The sequence below is a fragment of the Streptomyces sp. NPDC058307 genome (assembly GCF_042880295.1).
Taxonomy (GTDB): Bacteria; Actinomycetota; Actinomycetes; order Streptomycetales; family Streptomycetaceae; genus Streptomyces.
In genome coordinates this window covers 1-26,420 of the sequence record NZ_JBHVYZ010000054.1, presented here as the reverse complement: position 1 = coordinate 26,420, position 26,420 = coordinate 1, and the positions used below count along the sequence as shown (strand labels likewise).

Below are 26,420 nucleotides of genomic sequence, written 5' to 3'. Positions count from 1 at the left end.
TACGAGAAGGTGGCAGCACCCAAAAGGGGCCGGAGCGCGAGTGCCCAGAGCAAGCCAGGGCGCACGCTGGCCCTGATCCTGATCGCCATCGTGGCGCTCACCGGTGGAATGTTCCTCTCCGGACACACCACCCCGCGTCTCGGCATCGACCTTGCCGGAGGCACCAGCATCACGCTGGGGGCCAAGGCCGAGCAGGGGTCCGCGATCAACAAGGCCAACATGGACACCGCGGTCGACATCATGAACCGCCGTGTCAACGGCCTGGGCGTCTCCGAGGCGGAGGTGCAGACCCAGGGTGATCGCAACATCATCGTGAACATCCCCAAGGGCACCAACTCCAAGGAGGCCCGCGACCAGGTCGGCACCACCGCCAAGCTGTACTTCCGTCCGGTCCTGGCCCAGGACGCCACCGGCAGCGCCGCGGCCACCTCGCCGAGCCCGTCCGCCAGCGGCTCCTCGACCGCCTCGCCGAGCCCCTCCGCGAGCAAGTCCGGCTCCACCGGCGAGAAGGCGACCTCGTCGTCCTCCCCGTCGGCCTCCGCCACCTCGCAGGGCCGCGCGGTCACCGACGCGCTGAAGGCCGACTCCACGCCGTCGGCGTCCGCGAGCGCGTCGGGCTCCCCGTCCCCGTCCCCGTCGGCCTCCGCGAGCGGCGGCACCGGCACCTCCGCCGCCCAGGCCAAGCTCCAGGCCCAGTACACCGCCCTGGACTGCTCCAAGAAGGCGCAGCGCACCACCGCGGGCGACGGCGCCAAGCCGGGCGAGCCCACTCTGGGCTGCGGTCAGAGCAACGGCGTCTGGTACAAGTACCTGCTCGGCCCGGCCGCCGTCGACGGCACCGAGGTAAAGAAGGCCCAGGCGGTCTTCGACACCCAGACCGCCGCCGGCTGGCAGGTCACCATGACCTTCAACAGCAAGGGCGCCAAGAAGTTCGCGGACATCACGGGCCAGCTCGCGAAGAACACCTCGCCGCAGAACGAGTTCGGCATCGTCCTGGACGGCGAGGTCGTCTCCAGCCCGTTCGTGCAGAACTCCATCTCCGGCGGCAGCGCCCAGATCTCCGGCAGCTTCACGCAGGACGAGGCCCAGAACCTCGCCAACATGCTGTCGTACGGCGCTCTCCCGCTCTCCTTCCAGGAGGAGAGCGTGACCACGGTGACCGCCGCGCTCGGCGGTGACCAGCTGCACGCCGGTCTCCTCGCCGGTGCCATCGGCCTCCTGCTGGTCGTGTTCTACCTGGTGGCCTACTACCGGGGCCTGTCGCTCGTCGCGATGGCCTCGCTGCTGGTCTCCGGCATCCTCACCTATGTGCTCATGGCGCTGCTCGGCCCGGCCATCGGCTTCGCGCTGAACCTGCCGGCCGTGTGCGGTGCCATCGTCGCCATCGGTATCACCGCGGACTCGTTCATCGTGTACTTCGAACGCATAAGGGACGAGATCCGCGAGGGCCGCTCGCTGCGCCCCGCCGTCGAGCGGGCCTGGCCGCGTGCCCGGCGCACCATCCTGGTCTCCGACTTCGTGTCGTTCCTCGCCGCCGCGGTGCTGTTCATCGTGACGGTCGGCAAGGTCCAGGGCTTCGCGTTCACGCTCGGCCTGACCACCGTGCTCGACGTCGTCGTGGTCTTCTTCTTCACCAAGCCGCTGATGACGCTGCTGGCCCGCCGGAAGTTCTTCGCGAGCGGCAGCAAGTGGTCCGGCCTCGACCCGAAGAGCCTGGGCGCCAAGCCACCTCTGCGCCGCACCCGCCGCCCCGCCCCCGCCCACACGAAGGAGGCGTGAGCATGTCGAAACTCGGCAACCTCGGCGCCCGACTGCACCGTGGCGAGATCAGCTACGACTTCATCGGTCACCGCAAGCTCTGGTACGGCATCTCGATCCTGATCACCATCACGGCGATCCTGGGCCTCGCGGTACGTGGCCTCAACATGGGCATCGACTTCCAGGGCGGCGCGGTCTTCACCACCCCGAAGACCAGCGTCTCCGTCTCCCAGGCCGAGGACTACGCGAAGCAGACCTCCGGCCACGACGCGGTCGTCCAGAAGCTCGGCAACGGCACGCTGCGCATCCAGATCGCCGGTATGGACACCAAGCAGTCCGACCAGATCAAGACGGACCTGGCCAAGGACTTCAAGGTCGACCCGGAGAAGATCGCCGCCGACCTGGTCGGACCCAGCTGGGGCGACCAGATCGCCAACAAGGCCTGGCAGGGTCTGGCGATCTTCATGGTCCTCGTCGTGATCTATCTGGCGATCGCCTTCGAGTGGCGCATGGCCATCGCGGCGCTCGTCGCCCTGATCCACGACATCACCATCACCGTCGGCATCTACGCCCTAGTCGGCTTCGAGGTCACGCCGGGCACGGTGATCGGTCTGCTGACCATCCTCGGTTACTCGCTCTACGACACGGTGGTCGTCTTCGACTCCCTCAAGGAGCAGACCAAGGACATCACCAAGCAGAACCGGTGGACGTACAGCGACATCGCCAACCGTTCGATCAACGGCACCCTGGTCCGTTCGATCAACACCACGGTGGTCGCGCTGCTGCCGGTGGCGGGCCTGCTGTTCATCGGTGGCGGTTTCCTCGGCGCGGGCACGCTCAACGACATCTCGCTGTCGCTGTTCGTCGGTCTCGCCGCAGGTGCGTACTCCTCGATCTTCATCGCCACACCGCTCGTCGCCGACCTCAAGGAGCGCGAGCCGGCGATGCAGGCCCTCAGGAAGCGGGTCCTGGCCAAGCGCGCCCAGGGGTCCGTCGAGGAGGAGACGGCCGACGCGCCTTTCGTCTCCGACGACGAGCCGGACGACGACACCGCCCACGCGGTCGTCGGTCCGCGCACCCAGCCCGCGTCCCGGGGCCGGGGCCGGGGCCGTCCCTCGGGGAAGCGCCGATGACCGACGTCGAGGAACTGCTGCTCAGCCGTATCCGCGATGTGGCCGACTACCCGGAGCCGGGGGTGATGTTCAAGGACATCACCCCGCTCCTGGCGGACCCGGCGGCGTTCACGGCGCTCACCGACGCGCTGGCCGCGGTCGCCGCGAACACCGGTGCCACGAAGATCGTCGGTCTGGAGGCCCGGGGCTTCATCCTCGGCGCCCCGGTCGCGATCCGCGCGGGACTCGGCTTCATCCCCGTGCGCAAGGCCGGCAAGCTCCCCGGGGCGACCCTGAGCCAGGCGTACGACCTGGAGTACGGCTCGGCGGAGATCGAGGTGCACGCGGAGGACCTGTCCGCCGACGACCGCGTCCTGATCGTCGACGACGTACTGGCCACGGGCGGCACCGCCGAGGCGTCCATCGAGCTGATCCGCCGGGCGGGCGCCGAAGTCGCCGGCCTCGCGGTCCTGATGGAACTGGGCTTCCTGGGCGGCCGAGCCCGCCTGGAGCCCGCTCTGGCGGGAGCCCCGCTGGAAGCGCTGCTGGTGGTCTGACCGCCGACAGCATCGCGCACGCACCGCGAAACGGCCGTTCCGGGAGACCGGGACGGCCGTTCCGTGTGAGGGTGTGAGGGAGGTAGACGTCCCTCACATCGGCCTGAAGGCGATCCCGGGGCGCGGGATCGCTACCATGGGTTCTCCGGAGCCTGACCTGGGGACCCGGATCGCGCACGAGGAGTCCTCTTGCCAGACGAGGCCCAGCCACTCGCCCCCGGTGCTGAACGCCAGGGGGGACCCCCGGCCGCCAAGCCCGAGCCCGCCTCGGCACCCGCGGCGAAGCCCGCGCCGGACGCGAAGAACGCGACGAGCGACGCCCGCGGGCCGGTCGAGCACGCCCAGTCCGCGCCCGTCGACAAGCCTGCCGAGCCGCCCCGGCCCAAGCCCGACTCCGCCGAGCCCGCCGCACCGGCCACCCCGGCGGCCCGTCCGAACGCGGGCCAGAGCGCCCGCACCGGCTCCTCCAACCGCGTCCGCGCCCGTCTGGCCCGCCTCGGCGTCCAGCGCTCCAACCCGTACAACCCGGTCCTGGAGCCCCTGCTGCGGATAGTGCGCAGCAACGACCCGAAGATCGAGACGGCGACGCTGCGCCAGATCGAGAAGGCCTACCAGGTCGCCGAGCGCTGGCACCGCGGCCAGAAGCGCAAGAGCGGCGACCCGTACATCACGCACCCCCTCGCGGTGACCACCATCCTCGCCGAGCTCGGCATGGACCCGGCGACCCTGATGGCCGGGCTGCTGCACGACACCGTCGAGGACACCGAGTACGGCCTCGACCAGCTCCGCCGCGACTTCGGCGACTCGGTCGCCCTGCTCGTCGACGGCGTCACCAAGCTGGACAAGGTCAAGTTCGGCGAGGCCGCGCAGGCGGAGACCGTGCGCAAGATGGTCGTAGCCATGGCCAAGGACCCGCGCGTCCTGGTCATCAAGCTCGCCGACCGGCTGCACAACATGCGCACCATGCGCTACCTCAAGCGCGAGAAGCAGGAGAAGAAGGCGCGCGAGACGCTGGAGATCTACGCGCCGCTCGCCCACCGCCTCGGCATGAACACCATCAAGTGGGAGCTGGAGGACCTCGCCTTCGCGATCCTCTACCCCAAGATGTACGACGAGATCGTACGGCTGGTGGCCGAGCGGGCGCCCAAGCGGGACGAGTACCTGGCCATAGTGACCGACGAGGTTCAGTCCGACCTGCGCGCCGCCCGGATCAAGGCGACCGTCACCGGCCGCCCGAAGCACTACTACAGCGTCTACCAGAAGATGATCGTCCGCGGCCGCGACTTCGCGGAGATCTACGACCTGGTCGGCATCCGAGTCCTCGTCGACACCGTCCGCGACTGCTACGCCGCCCTCGGCACCGTGCACGCGCGATGGAACCCGGTCCCCGGCCGGTTCAAGGACTACATCGCGATGCCCAAGTTCAACATGTACCAGTCGCTGCACACGACGGTCATCGGGCCGAACGGCAAGCCGGTCGAACTCCAGATCCGCACGTTCGACATGCACCGCCGCGCCGAGTACGGCATCGCCGCGCACTGGAAGTACAAGCAGGAGGCCGTCGCCGGCACCTCCAAGGTCCGCTCGGACCAGCCGAGGACCACAGGCAAGGACGACCACCTCAACGACATGGCGTGGCTGCGTCAGCTCCTCGACTGGCAGAAGGAGACCGAGGACCCCGGCGAGTTCCTGGAGTCCCTGCGCTTCGACCTCTCGCGCAACGAGGTCTTCGTCTTCACGCCCAAGGGCGACGTCATAGCGCTGCCGGCCGGTTCCACGCCGGTGGACTTCTCGTACGCGGTGCACACCGAGGTGGGCCACCGCACCATAGGAGCCCGCGTCAACGGCCGTCTCGTGCCGCTGGAGTCGACCCTGGACAACGGCGATCTCGTCGAGGTCTTCACGTCCAAGGCGGCCGGGGCCGGGCCGTCCCGGGACTGGCTGAACTTCGTGAAGTCGCCGCGGGCCCGCAACAAGATCCGCGCCTGGTTCTCCAAGGAGCGCCGCGACGAGGCGATCGAGCAGGGCAAGGACGCCATCGTCCGCGCGATGCGCAAACAGAACCTGCCGATCCAGCGCATCCTCACCGGCGACTCCCTCGTCACGCTCGCGCACGAGATGCGGTACTCCGACATCTCCGCGCTGTACGCGGCGATCGGCGAGGGGCATGTCTCCGCGCAGAACATCGTGCAGAAGCTCGTCTCCGCGCTCGGCGGCGAGGAGGCGGCCACCGAGGAGATCGACGAGTCGGTCCCGCCGTCCCACGGCCGCGGGCGCAAGCGCCGCACCAGCACGGACCCGGGCGTCGTCGTCAAGGGCGTCGACGACGTGTGGGTCAAGCTGGCCCGCTGTTGCACCCCCGTCCCCGGCGACCCGATCATCGGCTTCGTCACCCGCGGTAGTGGCGTATCGGTTCACCGCAGCGACTGCGTGAACGTGGACTCACTTTCCCGCGAGCCCGAGCGCATCCTCGAGGTCGAGTGGGCTCCCACCCAGTCCTCGGTCTTCCTGGTCGCCATCCAGGTCGAGGCCCTGGACCGCTCCCGGCTCCTGTCCGACGTCACGCGCGTCCTGTCCGACCAGCACGTCAACATCCTCTCCGCGGCCGTCCAGACCTCCCGCGACCGCGTCGCCACCTCCCGCTTCACCTTCGAGATGGGCGACCCGAAGCACCTCGGTCACGTCCTGAAGGCGGTCAGGGGCGTGGAGGGCGTGTACGACGTGTACCGCGTGACCTCGGCGCGCAACCGGTCGTAGAAGACAGTAGAAGACAGGTGAAAGGGCCCCGCACCAAGGTGCGGGGCCCTTTCACCTACGGTCGCACACGGTCTCAGCCGCCGAACTCCTCAAGACCCTTGAGCGCCTGCTCCAGGAGCGCCTGGCGGCCCTCCAGCTCACGCTCGAGCTTGTCGGCCCTGGCGTTGTTGCCCTGGGCGCGCGCCTGGTCGATCTGGCCCCTGAGCTTGTCCACGGCTGCCTGGAGCTGGCCGGTCAGACCCGCGGCACGCGCGCGTGCCTCCGGGTTGGTCCGGCGCCACTCGGTCTCCTCGGCCTCCTGGAGGGCGCGCTCGACGGCGTGCATCCGGCCCTCGACCTTCGGCCGGGAGTCCCGCGGGACGTGACCGATGGCCTCCCAGCGCTCGTTGAGCGCGCGGAACGCGGCGCGGGCGCTCTTCAGGTCGCCGATCGGCAGGAGCTTCTCGGCCTCCTCGGCCAGCTCCTCCTTCAGTTTGAGGTTCTCGGTCTGCTCGGCGTCCCGCTCGGCGAACACCGAGCTGCGGGCGGCGAAGAACACGTCCTGGGCGCCGCGGAAGCGGTTCCACAGATCGTCCTCGTGCTCGCGCTGGGCGCGGCCTGCGGCCTTCCACTCGGCCATCAGCTCGCGGTAGCGCGCGGCCGTCGGGCCCCAGTCCGTCGACCCGGACAGTGCCTCGGCCTCACCGACCAGCCGCTCCTTGGTCCTGCGGGCCTCCTCGCGCTGCGCGTCCAGCGACGCGAAGTGGGCCTTGCGACGCTTGGAGAACGCCGAGCGCGCGTGCGAGAAGCGGTGCCACAGCTCGTCGTCGGACTTGCGGTCCAGGCGCGGCAGACCCTTCCAGGTGTCCACCAGCGCCCGCAGCCGCTCGCCGGCGGCCCGCCACTGATCGGACTGGGCCAGCTCCTCCGCCTCGACGACCAGCGCCTCCTTGGCGTGCCGGGCCTCGTCGGACTGCTTCGCGCGCTGCTGCTTGCGCTCCTCGCGACGCTTGTCGACGGTCTCCACGAGCTTGTCCAACCGCACCTTGAGCGCTTCCAGGTCGCCGACCGCGTGATGCGCGTCGACCTGCTCGCGGATGTGGTCGATGGCCGCCTGAGCGTCCTTCGCCGACAGGTCGGTGGTCTTCACCCGCTTCTCGAGGAGGCCGATCTCGACAACCAGGCCCTCGTACTTGCGCTCGAAGTAGGCCAGGGCTTCCTCGGGGGAGCCGGCCTGCCAGGAACCGACGACCTGCTCGCCGTCGGCCGTACGCACGTACACGGTCCCCGTCTCGTCGACGCGGCCCCACGGGTCGCTGCTCACAGCGCCTCCTCCACATGATGCCTGCGGGAGGCTTCCTCGCCCCCGGACATCGTCCACAGTTTCGTCACGGCCAACATAGGCGACCGGCGGGTGGCCTGTCCGCATCCCGCGCGACCGAAATTTCGCACTTGACGGTCAGGATTTGCTGACCGTCGCCTTGTTGATCACGACGGTCGCGTTCGGTGCGCCGTCGCCCGCGCCGGTGCTCTCACCGGCCGCGGCGATCTTCTTCAGCACCTTCATACCGGATGCCGAGATGGTGCCGAACGGGGTGTAGGTCGGCGGCAGCTGGCTGGCCTGGTACACGAGGAAGAACTGGCTGCCGCCGGTGTGCGCCTGCCCGGTGTTCGCCATCGCGACGGTGCCCGCCGGGTAGACGTTGGACTTGAGGCTCTTGTCCTTCAGGTTCTCGTCCGGGATGGTGTAGCCCGGTCCGCCGCTGCCGGAGCCCGTCGGGTCGCCGCACTGCAGGACGTAGATGTTGGCGGTGGTGAGCCGGTGGCACTTGGTGTGGTCGAAGAAGCCCTTGTTCGCGAGGAAGTCGAACGAGTTCACGGTGTGCGGGGCCGCCGACGTCTTCAGCGCTATGTCGATCTTCCCGCAGGTCGTCGCGAGGTCCAGGGTGTACTTCGCCGACTGGTCGATGGACATCGCCGGCTCCTTCTTCCACTTCTGGGTCTCGACCTTGCCGGCGGCCGGCTTCTCGCACGGGTCCGGCGCCTTGCTGGTCGGCGCCGCGCTGGGAGTGGTCTGCGCGCTCGCGCTGGCCTTGTCGTCGTCCTTCATGACTCCGGACGTGTAAAGCGCAAGGCTGCCCACCAGGATCACGCCGAGCACCGCCGCGATGACAGAGTTGCGTGCACGGGCCTTGCGGCGCGCGGCCGTGCGCCGCTGCTGCTGCCGCAAGAACTTCTCCCGCGCGAGCTGCCGCTTCCGCTGTTCCTGGGTGACCACGGGGTTCTCTCCTCATGCGTCTCGTACGCCGACCGTTACGCATGCGTCCTGTGAACCGACCGCCTGCGTGTGCCCCGTACCGTATATGGGTTCGCTGAGGAATCGGCAGCGCCGGTAGGCTCTGACCACTGGGGCAGCCGCCCGGAAGACCGCCCGTACCCACACAAAACGAGGACGATCGTGCTCATTGCCGGGTTCCCCGCCGGGGCCTGGGGGACGAACTGTTATCTCGTCGCCCCCGCCGCCGGTGAGGAGTGCGTGATCATCGACCCCGGCCACCAGGCCACCGAAGGCGTCGAGGAAGCGCTGCGGAAGCATCGTCTCAAGCCCGTCGCCGTCGTCCTCACGCACGGCCACATCGACCATGTGGCCTCGGTCGTCCCGGTGTGCGGCGCACACGGCGTACCGGCGTGGATCCACCCCGAGGACCGCTACATGATGAAGGACCCGTCGATGGGTCTGGGGCGTTCCATCGGGATGCCGCTCATGGGCGAGATCACCGTGGGGGAGCCGGACGACGTCAAGGAGCTGACCGACGGCGCGAAGCTGGAGCTCGCGGGCCTGGAGCTGTCCGTCGCGCACGCGCCGGGCCATACCAAGGGGTCGGTGACCTTCCGGATGCCCGAGACCGCGGAGATCCCTTCCGTGTTCTTCTCCGGGGATCTGCTCTTCGCCGGCTCCATCGGACGCACCGACCTGCCCGGCGGTGACATGGCCGAGATGCTCGACTCGCTGGCCCGCGTGTGCCTGCCGCTCGACGACTCGACCGTGGTGCTGTCCGGCCACGGCCCCCAGACGACCATCGGCCAGGAGCGCGCCACGAACCCGTATCTGCGGGACGTGGCCGCAGGCCCCCAAGATCGCGGCGAGGGTGCGAGCACCCCTCCCCGACGAGGAATGTGACAAGAGACTTCGTGAGCACCTTTCAGGCCCCCAAGGGCACGTACGACCTGCTGCCCCCCGACTCGGCCAAGTACTTGGCCGTCCGCGAGGCGATCGCCGCGCCCCTGCGCACCTCCGGCTACGGCTACATCGAGACACCCGGCTTCGAGAGCGTCGAGCTGTTCGCGCGCGGGGTCGGTGAGTCCACCGACATCGTGACCAAGGAGATGTACGCCTTCGAGACCAAGGGCGGCGACAAGCTGGCCCTGCGCCCCGAGGGCACGGCGTCCGTGCTGCGCGCCGCGCTGGAGGCGAACCTGCACAAGGCCGGCAACCTCCCCGTCAAGCTCTGGTACTCCGGCTCGTACTACCGCTACGAGCGTCCGCAGAAGGGCCGCTACCGGCACTTCTCGCAGGTCGGCGCCGAGGCGATCGGCGCGGAGGACCCGGCGCTCGACGCCGAGCTGATCATCCTGGCCGACCAGGCGTACCGCTCGCTGGGCCTCAGGAACTTCCGCATCCTGCTCAACAGCCTGGGCGACAAGGAGTGCCGGCCGGTGTACCGGGCCGCGCTCCAGGACTTCCTGCGGGGCCTGGACCTCGACGAGGACACCCTGCGCCGCGCGGACATCAACCCGCTGCGCGTCCTCGACGACAAGCGCGAGTCGGTGCAGAAGCAGCTCGGGGACGCCCCGCTGCTGCGGGACTACCTGTGCGACGCCTGCAAGGCGTACCACGAGGAGGTCCGTGAGCTGATCAGCGCGGCGGGCGTGGCCTTCGAGGACGACCCGAAGCTGGTGCGCGGCCTCGACTACTACACCCGTACGACCTTCGAGTTCGTCCACGACGGTCTGGGCTCCCAGTCCGCGGTGGGCGGCGGCGGCCGCTACGACGGCCTGTCGGAGATGATCGGCGGCCCCGCGCTCCCGTCCGTCGGCTGGGCCCTCGGCGTCGACCGCACGGTCCTCGCCCTGGAGGCGGAGGGCGTGGAGCTCGAACTCCCCTCCGCGACCAGCGTGTTCGCGGTGCCGCTGGGGGAGGAGGCCCGCCGGATCCTCTTCACGAAGGTCAACGAACTGCGCAAGCTGGGCATCGCGGCGGACTTCTCCTACGGCGGCAAGGGCCTCAAGGGCGCCATGAAGAACGCCAACCGCAGCGGCGCCCGCTACACGATCGTGGCCGGCGAACGCGACCTCGCCGAGGGCGTCGTACAGCTCAAGGACATGGAGTCCGGGGAGCAGTCGGCGATCGGGGTCAACGAGATCGTGGCGGAACTGGAGTCACGTCTGGGCTGAGCGCGACGGAGTGAGGGGGACGGGCCTCCTCACTCCAACAGCCCGAACCGCATGGCGCTCGTCACCGCCGCCGTCCGGTCGTCGACTCCCAACTTGGCGAAGACGCGCAGGAGATGGGTCTTCACCGTCGACTCGCCGATGAACAGCCTGCGGCCGATCTCCGCGTTCGTGCAGCCCTCCGCGACCAGGCGCAGCACCGCCGTCTCGCGCTCCGAGAGCCGCGGCCGTTCCGGCCTGGTGCGCAGCTGGTCGACCAGACGGGCGGCGACCGTGGGCGCCAGGACCGTCTCGCCGCGCGCGGCGGCCCGTACGGACTCCGCCAGTTCGGCGCGGGGCAGGTCCTTGAGGAGATAGCCGGCCGCCCCCGCCTCCACGGCCCGCAGGATGTCCCGGTCCGTCTCGTACGTCGTCAGGACGATCACCCGGCACGGCAGACCCGCCTCCGTCATCCGCACGATCGACTCCACGCCCGAGCCGCCCGGCATCCGCAGGTCCATCAGCACGATGTCGGGCCGCAGTTCCGCGGCCAGTGCCTCCGCCTGCGGACCGCTGGACGCGTCGGCGACCACCTCCAGGTCCGGCTCCGCCGTCAGCATGGCCCGCAGGCCCTCCCGTACGACGGGGTGGTCGTCGGCCAGGATGATCCGGATCATGAGCAGCTCCTCGCGGGCGGTACGGGCAGACGGACGGTGACCGTGGTGCCGCCGCCGGGCGTGCTGCGCACCCGGACCGTCCCGCCGACCTCGGCGGCGCGGGCGCGGAGCCCCGCCAGACCGTAGCCGTCACGGACGGCCCCCGGGTCGAAGCCGCAACCGTCGTCCCGTACGAAGAGGGTGAGGCTGTCCTCGGTGTAGGCCAGGTCGATGCCTACCGTCGTGGAACTCCCCGCGTGTTTACGGCAGTTCGTGAGCGCCTCCTGGCACGAGCGCAGGGCGACGACCTCGGGTCCCGTGGGCAGCGGACGGACCGGTCCGGTCACGGCGAGCTTCGCGGAGTGCCGGGCCGCCAGCCGGGCCAGGGCGTCCGGCAGTGTCGCGCCGTCCAGGTCGGCGGGGGTGCCGTCGGCGACCAGGGCCCGTGCCTCGGCGAGGTTCAGCCGGGCCGTCTCGTCCATCAGGGCCAGATGACGCCGGGCCTGCGGCACGTCGTGGTCGAGTTCGGCCTCGACGGCCTGGACCAGCATCAGCAGGCTGGTGAAGCCCTGCGCGAGGGTGTCGTGGATCTCCCGGGCCATCCGCTCCCGCTCGGCCAGCGCCCCGTGCGCCGCCGACAGCCGCGAGACCTCGTGCCGGCTGCTGTCCAACTCGGCGATCAGGGCCGCCCGTTCCTGGCTCTGCTCGATGATCCGGATGACATAACTGCCGACGGCCACCGAGAAGACCAGGGTCACGACGGCGAACAGGCCGTTGAAGAAGACGTCCTGGTCGCTCGGCCACCAGAGCAGGGCCCAGCCCAGCACGGGCGCGAGGTTGATCACGGCCACGGCGGTCAGCGCCCACCGCATCCGCAGCGTCATGAAGCACTGCGGCACGAGGGCGAAGGTCATCAGCCGGGTCTCGCCGACCAGGATCGCCGAGGGCAGGAACAGCGCCATCATCGCGCCGAGGTAGGTGAGGGCCCGGCGCGCGTCGGGCGGATCCTCCCGGAGCAGGGGACGCCCGACCCGTACGAAGAGGGGGACCAGCGGCACCAGCAGGGCCGCCGCGGTGACGCGGACCGGCCACCCGGGCTGTGCCGTGCCCAGCACGAACACCAGGGTGGCCAGCCAGATCAGCGCGAAGTAGGTGTCCCAGAGCCGGAACGAACGGTCCCAGGAGTACGCGCCCCCGGCGTCCGCCGGACCGTTCATCCGTCGCGCCGGGTCTTCCACCGGAAGGTCAGCAGACACAGCAGCAATCCTCCGACGCACCACGCTCCCAGCACCAGGGCGGTGCGTCCCAACTCCCAGCTGCCGGCCTGCTCCAGGACCTGCGCCGAGTCCGGCAGGAACACCCCGCGCAGCCCCTGGCACATCCACTTCAGGGGGAACCACGCGCCGATGTTCAGCATCCAGTCGGGGATCGTGTCGATCGCGATGTACACCCCGGAGATGAACTGGAGGACCAGGAAGGGCAGGACGACCACGGAACTCGCGCTCTTGCTGGACTTGGGCACCGAACTGACCGCGATGCCGAGCAGCGCACACCCCGTGAGACCGAGCACGAAGATCCAGGCGAACGCGAACCATTTGGCGGCGTCCGACGGCAGCCGGACATCGTACAGCGTGGTGCCGACGAGGAGCAGGATCGCCGTCTCCAGGACGCCGGTGACCAGAACCAGCCAGATCTTGCCCAGGAAGTACGCCGCCGGCGGCATCGGGGTCCCGCGCAGCCGGCGCAGCACCTTCTCGTCCCGCTCGACGGCGATCGAGATGCCGAGCGACTGGAAGCTCGTCGACATGATGCCGGCGGCCATCATCGCCGGGACGTACAGCTGCGAGGCCTTGATGCCCGCCCCCTCCACGTCGTCGCTGAAGATCGACGCGAACAGGAACAGGAAGACCACCGGGAAGGCGAAGGTGAACACCACCTGGTCGCGCTGGCGGAAGAACTGCTTGATCTCCAGGGCGCCCCGCCGCAGCCCGAGCCCCCAGACGCCGGGCAGCCCCGTGTGGACGTGGCTGCGGGTTTCCTTGACGGCGGTCGTGGTCATCGCGCGTCCTCCTGTCCGGTGAGCCGGAGGTAGACGTCCTCCAGCGTGGGGCGGCCGACCTGGAGCCCCGGGATCTCGCCGTCGAAGCGGCGCATCAACGCGGCGACCGTCCTGGTCGGGGTGTCCGTGTGCTCCGCGCGCGGGGTGCCGTCCGGCTCGGTCCACTCGACGGTGGCACCGGAGCCGTACCGCTCGCGCAGTGCGGCCGGCTCGCCCTCGGCGACGACCTGGCCCCGGGAGACCACGGCCAGCCGGTCGGCGAGCGCCTCGGCCTCCTCCAGGTAGTGCGTGGTGAGCAGGATCGTGGTGCCCTCGTCGGACAGCTTGCGGATCAGGTCCCAGAACTGGCGCCGGGCCGCCGGGTCGAAACCGGTCGTCGGCTCGTCCAGGAGCAGCAGCTCGGGCCCCCCGATCACGCCGAGGGCCACGTCGAGACGCCGGCGCTGCCCGCCCGACAGGGCCTTGATCCGGCTGCCCGCCTTCGCCTCCAGACCCACCAGCCCGATGACCTCCTCGGGGTCCCGCGGCCGCGGATAGTAGTGGGCGAAATGCCGGACGGTCTCCGCGACCGTCAACTCGGCGGGCGCGGATTCATCCTGCCAGACGATTCCGACTTTTGAGCGCCACGCACGTGTGCCGTGCGCCGGGTCCGCGCCGAGCACGGACACCTCACCCGCGTCCCGGTCCCGGTTGCCCTGGAGGATCTCCACCGTGGTGCTCTTGCCCGCGCCATTGGGCCCGAGCAGGCCGAACACCTCGCCCTTGCGGATGCCGAGGTCGATCCCGTCGAGCGCGGTCACGTCGCCGTACTGCTTGCGCAGCCCCCGAACGTCCACCGCGAGTTCGTTCGCGTGTGTGGTCATGCCCCTGAGCATCGGCCGGAACCGAACGTTCAGGGACGACCGTGCGTACTTCCTTATGTCCACCGAACGGTGGACAAGCCTCCAGGTGCGGCACAATGGCCCCTGCCCGAAGAAGGTCCAACTCTCAAGCAGACGGATCGGCGTGATGAGCAAGACCACAGTGAAAGACGTCTCCACGGATCCCGAGCCCTCGTCGGGGAGCGCCGATACCGCGCCCCGGACGGTGGGCGGCAGCCGTGCCTTCGCACTGCTGCTGGTGGTCACCGGTGCCGCCGGACTGCTCGCCGCGTGGGTCATCACGATCGACAAGTTCAAGATCCTCGAGGGAAAGGCCAGCGGCAAACCGTTCACGCCGAGCTGCTCCCTCAACCCGATCGTCTCCTGCGGCAGTGTGATGGAGAGCAAGCAGGCCGCCGCCTTCGGGTTCCCCAACCCGATGCTCGGCCTCGTCTGCTACGGCATCGTCATCTGCGTCGGCATGAGCCTGCTGGCCCGCGCCACCTTCCCGCGCTGGTACTGGCTCACCTTCAACTTCGGCACGCTCTTCGGCGTGGCCTTCTGCACCTGGCTGCAGTTCCAGTCGCTGTACCGGATCAACGCGCTGTGCCTGTGGTGCTCGCTGGCCTGGGTCGCCACGATCACCATGTTCTGGTACGTCACCTCGTTCAACGTCCGCAACGACCTCCTGCCGTCCCCGGGCTGGCTCAAGCGCTTCCTCGCCGAGTTCACCTGGGTCCTGCCGGTCACCCACTGCGGCATCATCGCCATGCTGATCCTGACCCGCTGGGGCGACAGGCTCTGGGCCTGACCGACAGCCGACGGCGTTGTCAGTGGCGTGACATAGGGTTTTGACCGTGGAGCCCGATCTGTTCACCGCCGCGGCGGAAGAGCGCCAGGAGAAGGACCCGGCCGGCAGTCCCCTGGCGGTCCGGATGCGCCCGCGCACCCTCGACGAGGTGGTGGGCCAGCAGCACCTGCTCAAGCCGGGCTCGCCGCTGCGCCGACTGGTCGGTGAGGGCAGCGGCGGTCCCGCGGGACCCTCCTCGGTGATCCTCTGGGGGCCGCCCGGCACCGGCAAGACGACTTTGGCGTACGTCGTCTCCAAGGCCACCAACAAGCGTTTCGTGGAGCTCTCCGCGATCACCGCCGGGGTCAAGGAGGTCCGCGCGGTCATCGACGGCGCCCGCCGCGCCACCGGCGGCTTCGGCAAGGAGACCGTGCTCTTCCTCGACGAGATCCACCGCTTCAGCAAGGCCCAGCAGGACTCCCTGCTCCCCGCGGTCGAGAACCGCTGGGTCACCCTGATCGCCGCCACCACCGAGAACCCGTACTTCTCGATCATCTCCCCGCTGCTGTCCCGGTCCCTGCTGCTGACCCTCGAACCCCTCTCGGACGACGACCTCAGAGGGCTCCTGAAGCGGGCGGTGGGCGACGAGCGCGGCCTGAAGGGCGCCGTCACGCTCCCCGAGGACACCGAGGACCACCTCCTGCGGATCGCCGGCGGTGACGCCCGCCGCGCCCTGACCGCCCTGGAGGCCGCCGCCGGGGCCGCCCTCGACAAGGGCGAGCCGGAGATCACCCTCACCACGCTGGAGGAGACGGTCGACCGCGCGGCCGTGACGTACGACCGCGACGGCGACCAGCACTACGACGTGGCCAGCGCCCTCATCAAGTCCATCAGGGGCTCCGACGTGGACGCGGCCCTGCACTACCTGGCCCGCATGATCGAGGCCGGCGAGGACCCCCGCTTCATCGCCCGCCGCCTGATGATCTCCGCCAGCGAGGACATCGGCCTGGCGGATCCGAACGCCCTGCCCATAGCCGTGGCCGCCGCCCAGGCTGTCGCCATGATCGGTTTCCCCGAGGCCGCGCTGACCTTGAGCCACGCCACCATCGCCCTCGCCCTGGCCCCGAAGTCCAACGCCGCGACCACGGCGATCGGCGCCGCCATGGAGGACGTACGCAAGGGGCTGGCCGGGCCTGTGCCGCCGCATCTGCGCGACGGGCACTACAAGGGCGCCGCCAAACTCGGGCACGCGCAGGGGTACGTCTACCCGCACGACCTGCCCGAGGGGATCGCCGAGCAGCAGTACGCCCCGGACGCCATCCAGGACCGCGAGTACTACGAACCCACCCGGCACGGCGCCGAGGCCCGGTACGCGGACGCGGTGGAGTGGACCCGCAGACACCTCGGTCGCAAGCGGTCCTGAGCACCCTGTAGAATCCTTCGAAGTGCTGTGTCCCGTGCAGTCAGAACGGGACGGTCAGCCGGAACCCCCCAGTGGGGTTCCCGGAGCGTCGCGCACCGTTCGAATGGTGTCGCGGGCAGCCCACCACCGCTCGCGGTAGGTGGGCCACTCGCGTGCTGCACGTATGTGCCCAGACCAGGGAGCGGCTGCCCTCCAGGTCCTTCGAGGACCCGGCGGGTTTCCCCGGCTGCGGATGCGACCTCCCTCAACCCTGACAAGCCGAAAACCAGGAAATGAGAGACAGTGGCGAACCAGCCCCGCCCGAAGGTCAAGAAGTCGCGTGCCCTCGGCATCGCGCTGACCCCGAAGGCCGTCAAGTACTTCGAGGCCCGTCCCTACCCGCCGGGTGAGCACGGCCGTGGCCGCAAGCAGAACTCGGACTACAAGGTCCGTCTGCTCGAGAAGCAGCGTCTGCGCGCGCAGTACGACGTGTCCGAGCGTCAGCTCGTCCGCGCCTACGAGCGTGCCGCCAAGACCCAGGGCAAGACCGGTGAGGCCCTGGTCATCGAGCTCGAGCGCCGTCTCGACGCCCTGGTCCTGCGTTCGGGCATCGCCCGCACCATCTACCAGGCCCGCCAGATGGTCGTCCACGGCCACATCGAGGTCAACGGCCAGAAGGTCGACAAGCCGTCCTTCCGCGTCCGTCCCGACGACGTCGTGATGGTCCGCGAGCGCAGCCGCGAGAAGACCCTCTTCTCGATCGCCCGTGAGGGCGGCTTCGCCCCCGACGGCGAGACCCCGCGCTACCTCCAGGTGAACCTCCGCGCCCTGGCCTTCCGCCTGGACCGCGAGCCGAACCGCAAGGAGATCCCGGTGATCTGCGACGAGCAGCTCGTCGTCGAGTACTACGCCCGCTGATCACCGGCAGGCCGTAGCACCCGCACCACGTCAGCCCGCCGTCTCCCCGCCCTTCCGGGTGGGCGAGGCGGCGGGTTGCTGCCTGTCCGGGGTCACGTCGGTGGGCAGCACCGAGCCCCGCGGCGCCGGCAGCCCGTCGAACGGACGTGCGCGGCCCAGTGCCCGGGACACCGCCGCCTCCCGCCCGAGCGCCCGCCCCTGCCGTACGCACTCCTCGTACCGCTCGTCGCCCAGCCGCTCCCGGACCATCGCCTCGCACAGCTCGTGCGGGGCGTTGTAGTAGGCCGAGCCGAACAGGGGCAGGCCCACCGACGGCCACAGCGAGGCCGCCGCATCCTGGAGCACGGCCGCCTCGGCCGCGTCGCCCCGGACCACCGTCACCAGGGCGAGGAGCTCGATCGACAGCACCGAGCCCAGCAGGTCGTGGAAGGCGTGCGCACAGGTCAGGCAGTCGGTGAGCAGCTCACGCGCGCGTGCCGCGTCCCCCTCGCTCCAGGCCGCGTACGCCAGGACGTACAGCGCGTACGACCGCGCCCACCGCTCCCCGTGGTCCTCGCACACCCGGCGCACCTCCTCGCACAGCCGTACCGCGTCCGGCAGATCACCCAGGAAGGCACGGGCCATCGCCAGCTCGACCTGAGCCATCAGCACGTTGCTGTTGAGCTCGCCGATCTCCGGGTAGCGCTCCAGTGCCGAGCGCAGCAGCCGCTCCGCGCGGGGCATGTCGTCCGAGACGAGCGCCAGACAGCCGGTGCGGTGCTCGGCGTACGCCACCGCCGTCGCGTTCCCGGAGCGCTCCGCCTCCTGGCGGCACTCCTGGAGCGCCGCCAGCGCCGGCACGGTGTCGCCCTGCAGGATCGCCACATGGCCGAGGACCCACAGGGCCTTGAGGCGGGTGTGCTCATGGCCCGGCTCCAGTTCGACGCTGCGCTCCAGCCAGTGCCGCCCCTCGGAGAGCCGGCCGCAACCGACCCAGCAGAACCAGAGGGAGCCCGCGAGATGCCGGGCCAGCTCCGCCCCGTCCGGCTCGGTCAGGGAGTACTCCAGGGCACAGCGCAGGTTCGGCAGCTCGGCCTCGATCCGTGCGGCCACCTCGTTCTGGCGCGGGGAGAACCAGTCCAGCTCGCACCAGGTCGCCAGGCCCACGTACCAGTCGCGGTGCCGTCTGCGCAGCCGGACCGCGTCGCCCGTCGCCTCCAGCCACTCGGCGCCGTACGCCCGGACCGTGTCGAGCATCCGGTAGCGCACGCCGGTCGCGGTCTCCTCGCGGGCCACCACCGACTGGGCGAGCAGCGCGGACAGGACATCGAGGACGTCGTCGCAGTGCAGACCGCCGCCGCTGCACACGTACTCGGCGGCCTCCAGGTCGAACTGCCCCGCGAACACCGAGAGCCGTGACCACAGCAACCGCTCCTCGGGTGTGCACAGTTCATGGCTCCAGCCGATCGCCGTGCGCAGCGTCCGATGACGGGGAAGCGTGTCCCGGCCGCCGCCGGTCAGCAGCCGGAACCGGTCGTCGAGCCGCTCCAGCACCTGCCCGGGGGACAGCGCCCCCAGCCGGCCCGCGGCCAGCTCGATCGCCAGCGGAATGCCGTCCAGGCGCCGGCACAGCTCCCGTACCTGCGGATCGTCGCCGACCGTCACCCCCAGCCGTCCGGCCCGCTCCGCGAACAGTTCCACGGCCTCGTCCTCGTCCAACGGGCCCAGCGCGAAGACCTGTTCGCCGGCGACGGCCAGCGGCCGGCGTCCCACGGCGAGGACCGCCAGACCCGGCACCTGCCCCAGCAGTTCGACGACCAGGGTCGCGCACGCGTCCACCAGATGCTCGAAACCGTCCAGAACCAGCAGGAGTTGACGCCCGGTCAGATGGGCCAGGAGCGCCTCGCGCGGTGGCCGCGCGGTGTGGTCCGTCAGCCCCAGCGACTCCACGACGGCGTAGTCCACGAACTCCGGATCCCGTACGGCGGCCAGCTCGACGTGCCACACCCCGTCGGCCGGCGCGCACCGGACGCCCGCCACCCGTGCCGCGAGCCGTGACTTGCCGATACCGCCCGGACCCGTCACCGTCACCAGCCGCGAGGCGCCGACCGCCCGTGCCAGCGCCGCGAGTTCCGCGCACCGGCCCACGAAGCCGTCGAGCTCCAGCGGGAGATCGCCGCTCACCTCGGTGTCGTCGGGCTGATCACTGCGCATGGGGCACGGAGCGTACTGAACCGTATGCACTCCGTACAATCGGCACGGGCAACCCGGGGGCGGGCGAGGGGTGATCCGGTGCGGATTGCCGTCCCCGGCGCGATAGGCTCGGCGGAGACTTTTTCCATAGACAGCACGTATCAGGGAGCGGGTGCACACAGTGTCCGGTGGAGAGGTTGCCGGGATCCTGGTGGCCGTCTTCTGGGCGATCCTGGTCTCCTTCCTCGCCGTCGCGCTGGCGAGGCTGGCCCAGACGCTCAAGGCGACCACCAAACTCGTGGCGGACGTGACCGACCAGGCTGTCCCGCTGCTGGCCGACGCCTCCACCGCGGTGCGCTCCGCGCAGACCCAGATCGAGCGGGTCGACGCGATCGCCTCGGACGTCCAGGAAGTCACGTCGAACGCCTCCGCGCTGTCCACCACCGTCGCCTCCACCTTCGGCGGCCCGCTGGTCAAGGTCGCGGCCTTCGGCTACGGCGTACGCCGCGCGATCAGCGGCCGCAAGGAAGACGACGTGCCCGCGAAATCCTCCCGGCGTACCGTGATCGTGGGCCGGACGGTTTCCCGGGGCCGAGGCAAGAAGGACTGAGGCTCAAGAGATGTTCCGCCGTACTTTCTGGTTCTCCTCGGGCGTGGCCGCCGGTGTCTGGGCGACCACCAAGGTGAACCGCAAGCTGAAGCAGCTGACCCCCGAGAACCTCGCCGTGACGGCGGCCAACAAGGCGATCGAGACGGGCGCCCGCCTCAAGGACCGCGCGGTCGGTTTCGCGCTCGAGGTCCGCGACAACATGGCCCAGCGGGAGGCGGAGCTGACGGACGCCCTGGGTATCCGGGAGGATCCCGAACTTCCCGCCCCCAGGCGCATCGCCGCCATCGAGAACACGACGTACCCCAAGCATTCGTACAACCGGAATGAGGACCACTGATGGAGTCGGCCGAGATTCGCCGCCGCTGGCTGAGCTTCTTCGAGGAGCGCGGGCACACCGTCGTCCCTTCGGCGTCGCTCATCGCGGACGACCCGACTCTGCTCCTCGTCCCCGCCGGCATGGTGCCCTTCAAGCCCTATTTCCTGGGTGAGGTCAAGCCGCCCTTCGCGCGTGCCACCAGCGTCCAGAAGTGCGTGCGCACGCCGGACATCGAAGAGGTCGGCAAGACCACCCGGCACGGCACGTTCTTCCAGATGTGCGGCAACTTCTCCTTCGGCGACTACTTCAAGGAAGGCGCCATCACATACGCCTGGGAGCTGCTCACCAGCCCCCAGGACAAGGGTGGTTACGGCCTGGAGCCGGAGAAGCTCTGGATCACCGTCTACAAGGACGACGACGAGGCGGAACGCATCTGGCACGAGGTCGTCGGTGTGCCCAAGGAGCGCATCCAGCGCCTCGGCATGAAGGACAACTACTGGTCCATGGGCGTCCCCGGACCCTGCGGCCCCTGTTCCGAGATCAACTACGACCGCGGCCCCGAGTTCGGCGTCGAGGGCGGTCCCGCCGTCAACGACGAGCGGTACGTGGAGATCTGGAACCTCGTCTTCATGCAGTACGAGCGCGGCGAGGGCATCGGCAAGGACAACTTCGAGATCCTCGGCGAGCTCCCCAGCAAGAACATCGACACCGGCCTCGGCCTCGAGCGCCTGGCGATGATCCTGCAGGGCGTGCAGAACATGTACGAGATCGACACCTCCATGGCCGTCATCAAGAAGGCGACCGAGCTGACCGGCGTGGCCTACGGCGACGCCCACGCCTCGGACGTCTCCCTGCGTGTGGTCACCGACCACATGCGCACGTCCGTGATGCTCATCGGCGACGGTGTCACCCCCGGCAACGAGGGCCGCGGCTACGTCCTGCGCCGCATCATGCGCCGGGCCATCCGCAACATGCGCCTGCTCGGTGCCACCGGTCCGGTCGTGCTGGAACTGATCGACACCGTGATCGCCATGATGGGCCAGCAGTATCCGGAGCTCGTCACCGACCGCGAGCGCATCGAGAAGGTCGCCGTCGCCGAGGAGAACGCCTTCCTCAAGGCCCTCAAGGGCGGCACGAACATCCTCGACACCGCCGTCACCGAGACCAAGCAGGCCGGTGGCACGGTCCTGTCCGGTGACAAGGCGTTCCTGCTCCACGACACCTGGGGCTTCCCGATCGACCTCACCCTGGAGATGGCCGCCGAGCAGGGCCTCTCCGTGGACGAGGACGGCTTCCGCCGCCTGATGAAGGAGCAGCGGGAGCGCGCCAAGGCCGACGCCCAGGCCAAGAAGACCGGGCACGCCGGCGCCGGTGCCTACCGTGAGATCGCCGACCAGGCCGGCGAGACCGACTTCGTCGGGTACACGGACACCGAGGCCGAGTCGACGATCGTCGGCATCCTCGTCGACGGCGCCTCCTCGCCGGCCGCCACCGAGGGCGACGAGGTCGAGATCGTCCTGGACCGCACCCCGTTCTACGCCGAGGGCGGCGGCCAGATCGGCGACACCGGCCGCATCAAGGTCGACTCCGGTGCCGTCATCGAGATCCGCGACTGCCAGAAGCCGGTCCCGGGCGTCTACGTCCACAAGGGCGTCGTCCAGTTCGGCGAGGTGACCGTCGGGGCCAAGGCCCAGGCCTCCATCGACAACCGCAGGCGCACCGCCATCGCGCGCGCCCACTCGGCCACCCACCTCACCCACCAGGCCCTGCGGGACGCGCTCGGCCCGACGGCCGCCCAGGCCGGTTCGGAGAACCAGCCCGGCCGCTTCCGCTTCGACTTCGGCTCCCCGTCCGCCGTTCCCACGGCCGTGATGACCGACGTCGAGCAGAAGATCAACGAGGTGCTCGCCCGCGACCTCGACGTCCGCGCCGACGTCATGGGCATCGACGAGGCCAAGAAGCAGGGCGCCATCGCCGAGTTCGGCGAGAAGTACGGCGAGCGGGTCCGGGTCGTGACCATCGGCGACTTCTCCAAGGAGCTGTGCGGCGGCACCCATGTGCACAACACCTCGCAGCTCGGCCTGGTCAAGCTGCTCGGCGAGTCGTCCATCGGCTCCGGGGTCCGGCGCATCGAGGCGCTCGTCGGCGTCGACGCGTACAACTTCCTCGCCCGCGAGCACACCGTCGTCGCCCAGCTCCAGGAGCTGATCAAGGGCCGCCCGGAGGAGCTCCCGGAGAAGGTCTCCGCCATGCTCGGCAAGCTGAAGGACGCCGAGAAGGAGATCGAGAAGTTCCGCGCCGAGAAGGTCCTGCAGGCCGCCGCCGGTCTCGCCGAGTCCCCCAAGGACGTCCGCGGGATCGCCGTCGTCACCGGGCAGGTCCCCGACGGCACTACCCCCGACGACCTGCGCAAGCTGGTCCTCGACGTGCGCGGCCGCATCCAGGGCGGCCGGGCCGCCGTGGTGGCCCTCTTCACCGTCAGCAACGGCAAGCCGCTGACGGTCATCGCCACCAACGAGCCCGCCCGTGAGCGCGGTCTCAAGGCCGGTGACCTGGTCCGCACGGCCGCCAAGACCCTCGGCGGCGGCGGTGGCGGCAAGCCGGACGTCGCCCAGGGCGGCGGCCAGAACCCGGCCGCGATCGGTGCGGCCGTGGACGCCGTGGAGCGCATGGTCGGGGAGACGGCCAAGTAATGCGCCGAGGCCGCAGACTCGCGATCGACGTCGGGGACGCCCGCATCGGGGTCGCCTCGTGCGACCCCGACGGGATCCTTGCCACCCCGGTGGAGACGGTCCCGGGCCGGGATGTCCCGGCTGCCCACCGCCGGCTGAAGCAGCTGGTCGAGGAGTACGAACCGATCGAGGTCGTCGTCGGCCTCCCTCGCTCCCTCAAGGGGGGCGAGGGCCCGGCCGCCGTGAAGGTCCGCGGCTTCGTCCAGGAGCTCGCCCGGGGAATCGCGCCCGTTCCGGTCAGGCTCGTCGACGAGCGGATGACCACCGTGACGGCCAGTCAGGGACTGCGCGCCTCCGGAGTGAAATCCAAAAAGGGCAGATCGGTCATCGACCAGGCGGCAGCCGTGATCATTCTTCAGCAGGCCCTGGAATCCGAACGGGTGTCAGGTAAAGCACCCGGCGAGGGCGTCGAAGTGGTCATCTGATCGCGATACGGTAACGTTCCGCGCGATGCGGCGACATTCGAACAGTCGCCGCACAGAAAGAGGCGGATCGGTAGCCGGATCGTGGAAGAGGGAGACCGCCGCCTCGCGGCTCTAGGGGATCGATGACTGAGTATGGCCGGGGCCAAGGCTCCGAACCGTGGCATCCGGAGGACCCGTTGTACGGGGACGACGGATGGGGTGGACAGCAGGCCCAGACGGGTCAGCAGTCCCCCTACGGCGGCCAGCCGCAGCACTATCCGGAGCAGCCGCAGCAGCCGCAGTACGACAACGGCGGCTGGGGCGACGGCCAGCAGGCCGCCCATGGTCAGGCGCAGCAGCAGTACCCGCAGCACGACGGCCAGTACGACCAGCACCAGCAGTACAACCAGCAGTACGACCAGCAGCAACAGTACGGTCAGCAGCAGTACGACCAGCAGCCCTATCAGGACCAGTCGCAGCAGTCGTACGACGACAACGGCTGGGCGGCCGGCACCCAGGCGCGGATCCCGTACCCCGCCGACCCCTCGGATCCCTACGGTCAGCAGGTCGCCGCGTACGGCGCCGAGCAACAGGACTACTACGGCAGCCCGGACGCCTACCCACCGCCGGAGCCGCCGAGCCGTCGGAGCGCCGAACCCGAGCCGCGGACCGACTGGGATCCGGGACCCGACCAGGGCGAACAGGCCTTCTTCGCGAGCGATGACGACGACGTCGTCGACTCGGACGACCCGCAGGGCGGCCGCGGCGACCGGCGGGGCCGCGGCGGCAAAGGGTCCAAGAAGCGCAAGAGCGGGTGCGCCTGTCTGGTGGTGCTGCTGGTGTTCGGCGGCGGTATCGGCGGTGTCGGGTACTTCGGCTACCACTTCTACCAAAATCGTTTCGGCGCGGCTCCGGACTATGCGGGGAACGGGACGAGCGAGATGGTCACCGTGCAGGTCCCCAAGGGGGCGGGCGGCTACGCGATCGGCCGGCTGCTGAAGGACGCGGATGTCGTCAAGAGCGTCGACGCCTTCGTGTCCGCCCAGGAGCAGAACCCCAAGGGGAAGACCATCCAGGCCGGCGCCTATCTGCTGAAGAAGGAAATGTCCGCGGCGAGCGCCGTCGTGATGATGCTCGACCCGAAGAGCCAGAACAACGTGCTGGTCGCTCCAGGGGTGCGGAACGTCATCGTCTACAAGAAGATCGACGAGAAACTCGATCTCGCTTCCGGTACCACGAAGAAGATCGCCAAGAAGGAATACAAGAGCTTCGGTCTGCCGAGCTGGGCGGACGACAACAAGCAGATCAAGGACCCGCTGGAGGGCTTCCTCTATCCGGGCACCTATCCGGCCGCGAAGGGCATGAAGCCCGAGACGGTGCTGAAGGACATGGTCTCCCAGGCCGCCGAGGTGTACGGCAAGTACGACCTGGAGGCGAAGGCCAAGGCGCTCAAGCTGGACAACCCGCTGCAGGTCATCACGGTCGCCAGCCTCGTCCAGGCCGAGGGCAAGACCGAGGAGGACTACCGCAAGATGGCGGAGGTGGTCTACAACCGCCTCAACCTCGCGAATCCAGAGACCTACGGCTTCCTCCAGTTCGACTCGACCTTCAACTACGTGAAGAACGAGAGCAACATCGAGATCTCCGAGAAGGAGATCAACAGCAACAAGGACCCGTACAACACGTACACGAACAAGGGTCTGCCGCCCGGACCGATCGACAACCCGGGGGACACCGCCCTGAAGGCGACACTGAATCCGACCGACGACGGCTGGTACTACTTCGTCGCGACCGACGGTGTGAACAAGACCGAATTCGCCAAGACCCACGCCGAATTCCTACGGCTCAAGGAAAAGTTCAATGAGAGCACCGGCAGCTGACACCCGCCGGGCCGCCGTTCTCGGCAAGCCCATCGCGCACTCCCTCTCACCGGTCCTGCACCGGGCCGCCTACGAGGAGCTGGGGCTCACGGACTGGTCGTACGACCGGTTCGAGCTCGACGAGGCCGCACTGCCCGGGTTCGTCGAGCAGCTGGGGCCGGAGTGGGCCGGGCTGTCGGTGACCATGCCGCTCAAGCGGGCGGTCATCCCGCTGCTTGACGGGATCAGCGACACGGCCGCCTCGGTGGAGGCGGTCAACACGGTGGTGTTCACGGAGGACGGCCGCCGCCTCGGCGACAACACCGACATCCCGGGGATGGTCGCCGCCCTCGGGGAGCGGGGCATCGAGCAGGTCCCCTCGGCGGCGATCCTCGGCGCCGGCGCCACCGCCTCCTCCGCGCTCGCCGCGCTGGCCCGGATCTGCACCGGCGAGGTCGTCGCCTATGTGCGCAGCGAGGCCCGGGCCGCCGAGATGCGGCAGTGGGGCGAGCGACTGGGCATCGACGTGCGTACGGCGGACTGGGCGGACGCGGCCGAGGCCCTGCGCGCCCCCCTGGTGATCGCGACCACCCCCGCCGGGGCGACGGACGCCCTGGCCCATGCCGTACCGGAGCGCCCCGCGGCACTCTTCGACGTGCTCTACGACCCCTGGCCGACCGAGCTGGCGGCCCGCTGGTCGATGACCGGCGGAGCCGTGGTCAGCGGCCTTGATCTGCTCGTGCACCAGGCGGTGCTCCAGGTCGAGCAGATGACGGGACTGCGGCCCGCGCCAGTGGAGGCCATGCGCAAGGCGGGCGAGCACGCGCTGGCGGCCCGCTGAGATCCGTCCACGTCCGTCTGCTGGACCTGTGACCGGCTCCCGGCGCCGGACGTGGGAGGATCGGAGGTGGCGGGCCGGGGCCGCGCACCTGGTCGCGCCGTTGCCGTACGCGAGGACGCGCGTAAGCAGAGCAGTACCAGGGCGCGAGCACTGAGGAGCTTCGTTGAGCAGGTTGCGCTGGCTGACCGCGGGGGAGTCCCACGGTCC

General features: G+C 69.8%; 22 protein-coding genes. 15 read left to right on the top strand and 7 right to left on the bottom strand.

Annotated features, from left to right (window positions below):
* Window positions 1–9 precede the first annotated feature (9 nt).
* The 4 genes from secD (at window position 10) to ACFVYN_RS30855 (ending at window position 6,184) form a co-directional block, all read left to right on the top strand.
* Window positions 10–1,779: a protein translocase subunit SecD gene (secD, locus tag ACFVYN_RS30870; protein ID WP_390004424.1), complete on the top strand. Its 1,770-nt coding sequence runs from the start codon at window positions 10–12 to the stop codon at window positions 1,777–1,779.
* Between the two features lie 2 nt (window positions 1,780–1,781).
* On the top strand, window positions 1,782–2,891 hold the full coding sequence (gene secF, locus ACFVYN_RS30865; RefSeq protein WP_390004482.1) for a protein translocase subunit SecF: 1,110 nt from the start codon (window positions 1,782–1,784) through the stop codon (window positions 2,889–2,891).
* On the top strand, window positions 2,888–3,427 hold the full coding sequence (locus tag ACFVYN_RS30860; RefSeq protein ID WP_390004421.1) for an adenine phosphoribosyltransferase: 540 nt from the start codon (window positions 2,888–2,890) through the stop codon (window positions 3,425–3,427). The genes secF and ACFVYN_RS30860 overlap by 4 nt, the downstream gene beginning before the upstream one ends.
* Window positions 3,428–3,616: 189 nt before the next feature.
* Window positions 3,617–6,184: a RelA/SpoT family protein gene (locus tag ACFVYN_RS30855; RefSeq protein ID WP_390004419.1), complete on the top strand. Its 2,568-nt coding sequence runs from the start codon at window positions 3,617–3,619 to the stop codon at window positions 6,182–6,184.
* A gap of 73 nt (window positions 6,185–6,257) precedes the next feature.
* Here ACFVYN_RS30855 and ACFVYN_RS30850 read toward each other — a convergent pair whose 3' ends face one another.
* Both ACFVYN_RS30850 and ACFVYN_RS30845 read right to left on the bottom strand, forming a co-directional pair.
* Entirely contained in the window at window positions 6,258–7,487 is a 1,230-nt protein-coding gene (locus ACFVYN_RS30850; RefSeq protein ID WP_390004417.1) for a DUF349 domain-containing protein, read from the bottom strand.
* A 135-nt stretch (window positions 7,488–7,622) separates the two neighbouring features.
* Window positions 7,623–8,441 (bottom strand): peptidylprolyl isomerase, encoded by an 819-nt coding sequence (locus ACFVYN_RS30845; RefSeq protein WP_390004415.1) that lies wholly within the window; start codon window positions 8,439–8,441, stop codon window positions 7,623–7,625.
* A 180-nt stretch (window positions 8,442–8,621) separates the two neighbouring features.
* Between ACFVYN_RS30845 and ACFVYN_RS30840 the strand changes: the two genes are divergently transcribed.
* Window positions 8,622–9,344: an MBL fold metallo-hydrolase gene (locus tag ACFVYN_RS30840; protein WP_390004412.1), complete on the top strand. Its 723-nt coding sequence runs from the start codon at window positions 8,622–8,624 to the stop codon at window positions 9,342–9,344.
* Between the two features lie 11 nt (window positions 9,345–9,355).
* Entirely contained in the window at window positions 9,356–10,618 is a 1,263-nt protein-coding gene (hisS, locus tag ACFVYN_RS30835; protein ID WP_390004410.1) for a histidine--tRNA ligase, read from the top strand.
* A gap of 29 nt (window positions 10,619–10,647) precedes the next feature.
* Here the strand turns inward: hisS and ACFVYN_RS30830 are convergent, their stop codons facing one another.
* Genes ACFVYN_RS30830 through ACFVYN_RS30815 form a run of 4 tightly spaced genes read right to left on the bottom strand, consistent with a single transcriptional unit; the run spans window position 10,648 to window position 14,172 of the window.
* On the bottom strand, window positions 10,648–11,271 hold the full coding sequence (locus ACFVYN_RS30830) for a response regulator (RefSeq protein WP_390004408.1): 624 nt from the start codon (window positions 11,269–11,271) through the stop codon (window positions 10,648–10,650).
* The gene (locus tag ACFVYN_RS30825) at window positions 11,268–12,467 is read right to left on the bottom strand and encodes a sensor histidine kinase (RefSeq protein ID WP_390004479.1); all 1,200 of its coding nucleotides are present in this window, start codon (window positions 12,465–12,467) and stop codon (window positions 11,268–11,270) included. Before ACFVYN_RS30825 ends, ACFVYN_RS30830 begins: the two co-directional genes overlap by 4 nt.
* On the bottom strand, window positions 12,464–13,309 hold the full coding sequence (locus tag ACFVYN_RS30820) for an ABC transporter permease (protein WP_390004405.1): 846 nt from the start codon (window positions 13,307–13,309) through the stop codon (window positions 12,464–12,466). The genes ACFVYN_RS30825 and ACFVYN_RS30820 overlap by 4 nt, the downstream gene beginning before the upstream one ends.
* Window positions 13,306–14,172, bottom strand: a complete 867-nt coding sequence (locus ACFVYN_RS30815; protein ID WP_390004403.1) for an ABC transporter ATP-binding protein — start codon at window positions 14,170–14,172, stop codon at window positions 13,306–13,308. Before ACFVYN_RS30815 ends, ACFVYN_RS30820 begins: the two co-directional genes overlap by 4 nt.
* A gap of 145 nt (window positions 14,173–14,317) precedes the next feature.
* Between ACFVYN_RS30815 and ACFVYN_RS30810 the strand changes: the two genes are divergently transcribed.
* The 3 genes from ACFVYN_RS30810 to rpsD all read left to right on the top strand — a co-directional run bounded on the left by ACFVYN_RS30810 (window position 14,318) and on the right by rpsD (window position 17,279).
* Complete coding sequence (locus ACFVYN_RS30810; protein ID WP_390004401.1) at window positions 14,318–14,980, top strand: vitamin K epoxide reductase family protein; 663 nt, start codon at window positions 14,318–14,320, stop codon at window positions 14,978–14,980.
* Window positions 14,981–15,026: 46 nt separating this feature from the next.
* Entirely contained in the window at window positions 15,027–16,382 is a 1,356-nt protein-coding gene (locus ACFVYN_RS30805; RefSeq protein ID WP_390004398.1) for a replication-associated recombination protein A, read from the top strand.
* Between the two features lie 282 nt (window positions 16,383–16,664).
* Window positions 16,665–17,279: a 30S ribosomal protein S4 gene (gene rpsD / locus ACFVYN_RS30800; RefSeq protein WP_037714931.1), complete on the top strand. Its 615-nt coding sequence runs from the start codon at window positions 16,665–16,667 to the stop codon at window positions 17,277–17,279.
* Window positions 17,280–17,309: 30 nt separating this feature from the next.
* On the opposite strand, the gene ACFVYN_RS30795 is transcribed toward rpsD, so the two are convergent.
* The gene (locus ACFVYN_RS30795; RefSeq protein WP_390004396.1) at window positions 17,310–19,472 is read right to left on the bottom strand and encodes an ATP-binding protein; all 2,163 of its coding nucleotides are present in this window, start codon (window positions 19,470–19,472) and stop codon (window positions 17,310–17,312) included.
* A 151-nt stretch (window positions 19,473–19,623) separates the two neighbouring features.
* Here ACFVYN_RS30795 and ACFVYN_RS30790 point away from each other — a divergent pair, with 151 nt between their 5' ends.
* From ACFVYN_RS30790 to ACFVYN_RS30765, 6 genes are all read left to right on the top strand, one after another.
* Window positions 19,624–20,061 carry a DUF948 domain-containing protein gene (locus tag ACFVYN_RS30790; protein ID WP_390004394.1) on the top strand — a complete coding sequence of 146 codons (438 nt, stop codon included), beginning with the start codon at window positions 19,624–19,626 and terminating at the stop codon, window positions 20,059–20,061.
* Window positions 20,062–20,071: 10 nt separating this feature from the next.
* Complete coding sequence (locus tag ACFVYN_RS30785; protein WP_390004391.1) at window positions 20,072–20,398, top strand: hypothetical protein; 327 nt, start codon at window positions 20,072–20,074, stop codon at window positions 20,396–20,398.
* Window positions 20,398–23,070 (top strand): alanine--tRNA ligase, encoded by a 2,673-nt coding sequence (gene alaS / locus ACFVYN_RS30780; protein WP_390004389.1) that lies wholly within the window; start codon window positions 20,398–20,400, stop codon window positions 23,068–23,070. The genes ACFVYN_RS30785 and alaS overlap by 1 nt, the downstream gene beginning before the upstream one ends.
* On the top strand, window positions 23,070–23,534 hold the full coding sequence (gene ruvX / locus ACFVYN_RS30775) for a Holliday junction resolvase RuvX (protein WP_007380695.1): 465 nt from the start codon (window positions 23,070–23,072) through the stop codon (window positions 23,532–23,534). Before alaS ends, ruvX begins: the two co-directional genes overlap by 1 nt.
* A gap of 122 nt (window positions 23,535–23,656) precedes the next feature.
* Window positions 23,657–25,393, top strand: coding sequence for an endolytic transglycosylase MltG (mltG, locus tag ACFVYN_RS30770; protein ID WP_390004386.1), 1,737 nt, complete (start codon window positions 23,657–23,659; stop codon window positions 25,391–25,393).
* Window positions 25,374–26,213 carry a shikimate dehydrogenase gene (locus ACFVYN_RS30765; RefSeq protein WP_390004383.1) on the top strand — a complete coding sequence of 280 codons (840 nt, stop codon included), beginning with the start codon at window positions 25,374–25,376 and terminating at the stop codon, window positions 26,211–26,213. Before mltG ends, ACFVYN_RS30765 begins: the two co-directional genes overlap by 20 nt.
* The last annotated feature ends 207 nt before the right edge of the window (window positions 26,214–26,420 follow it).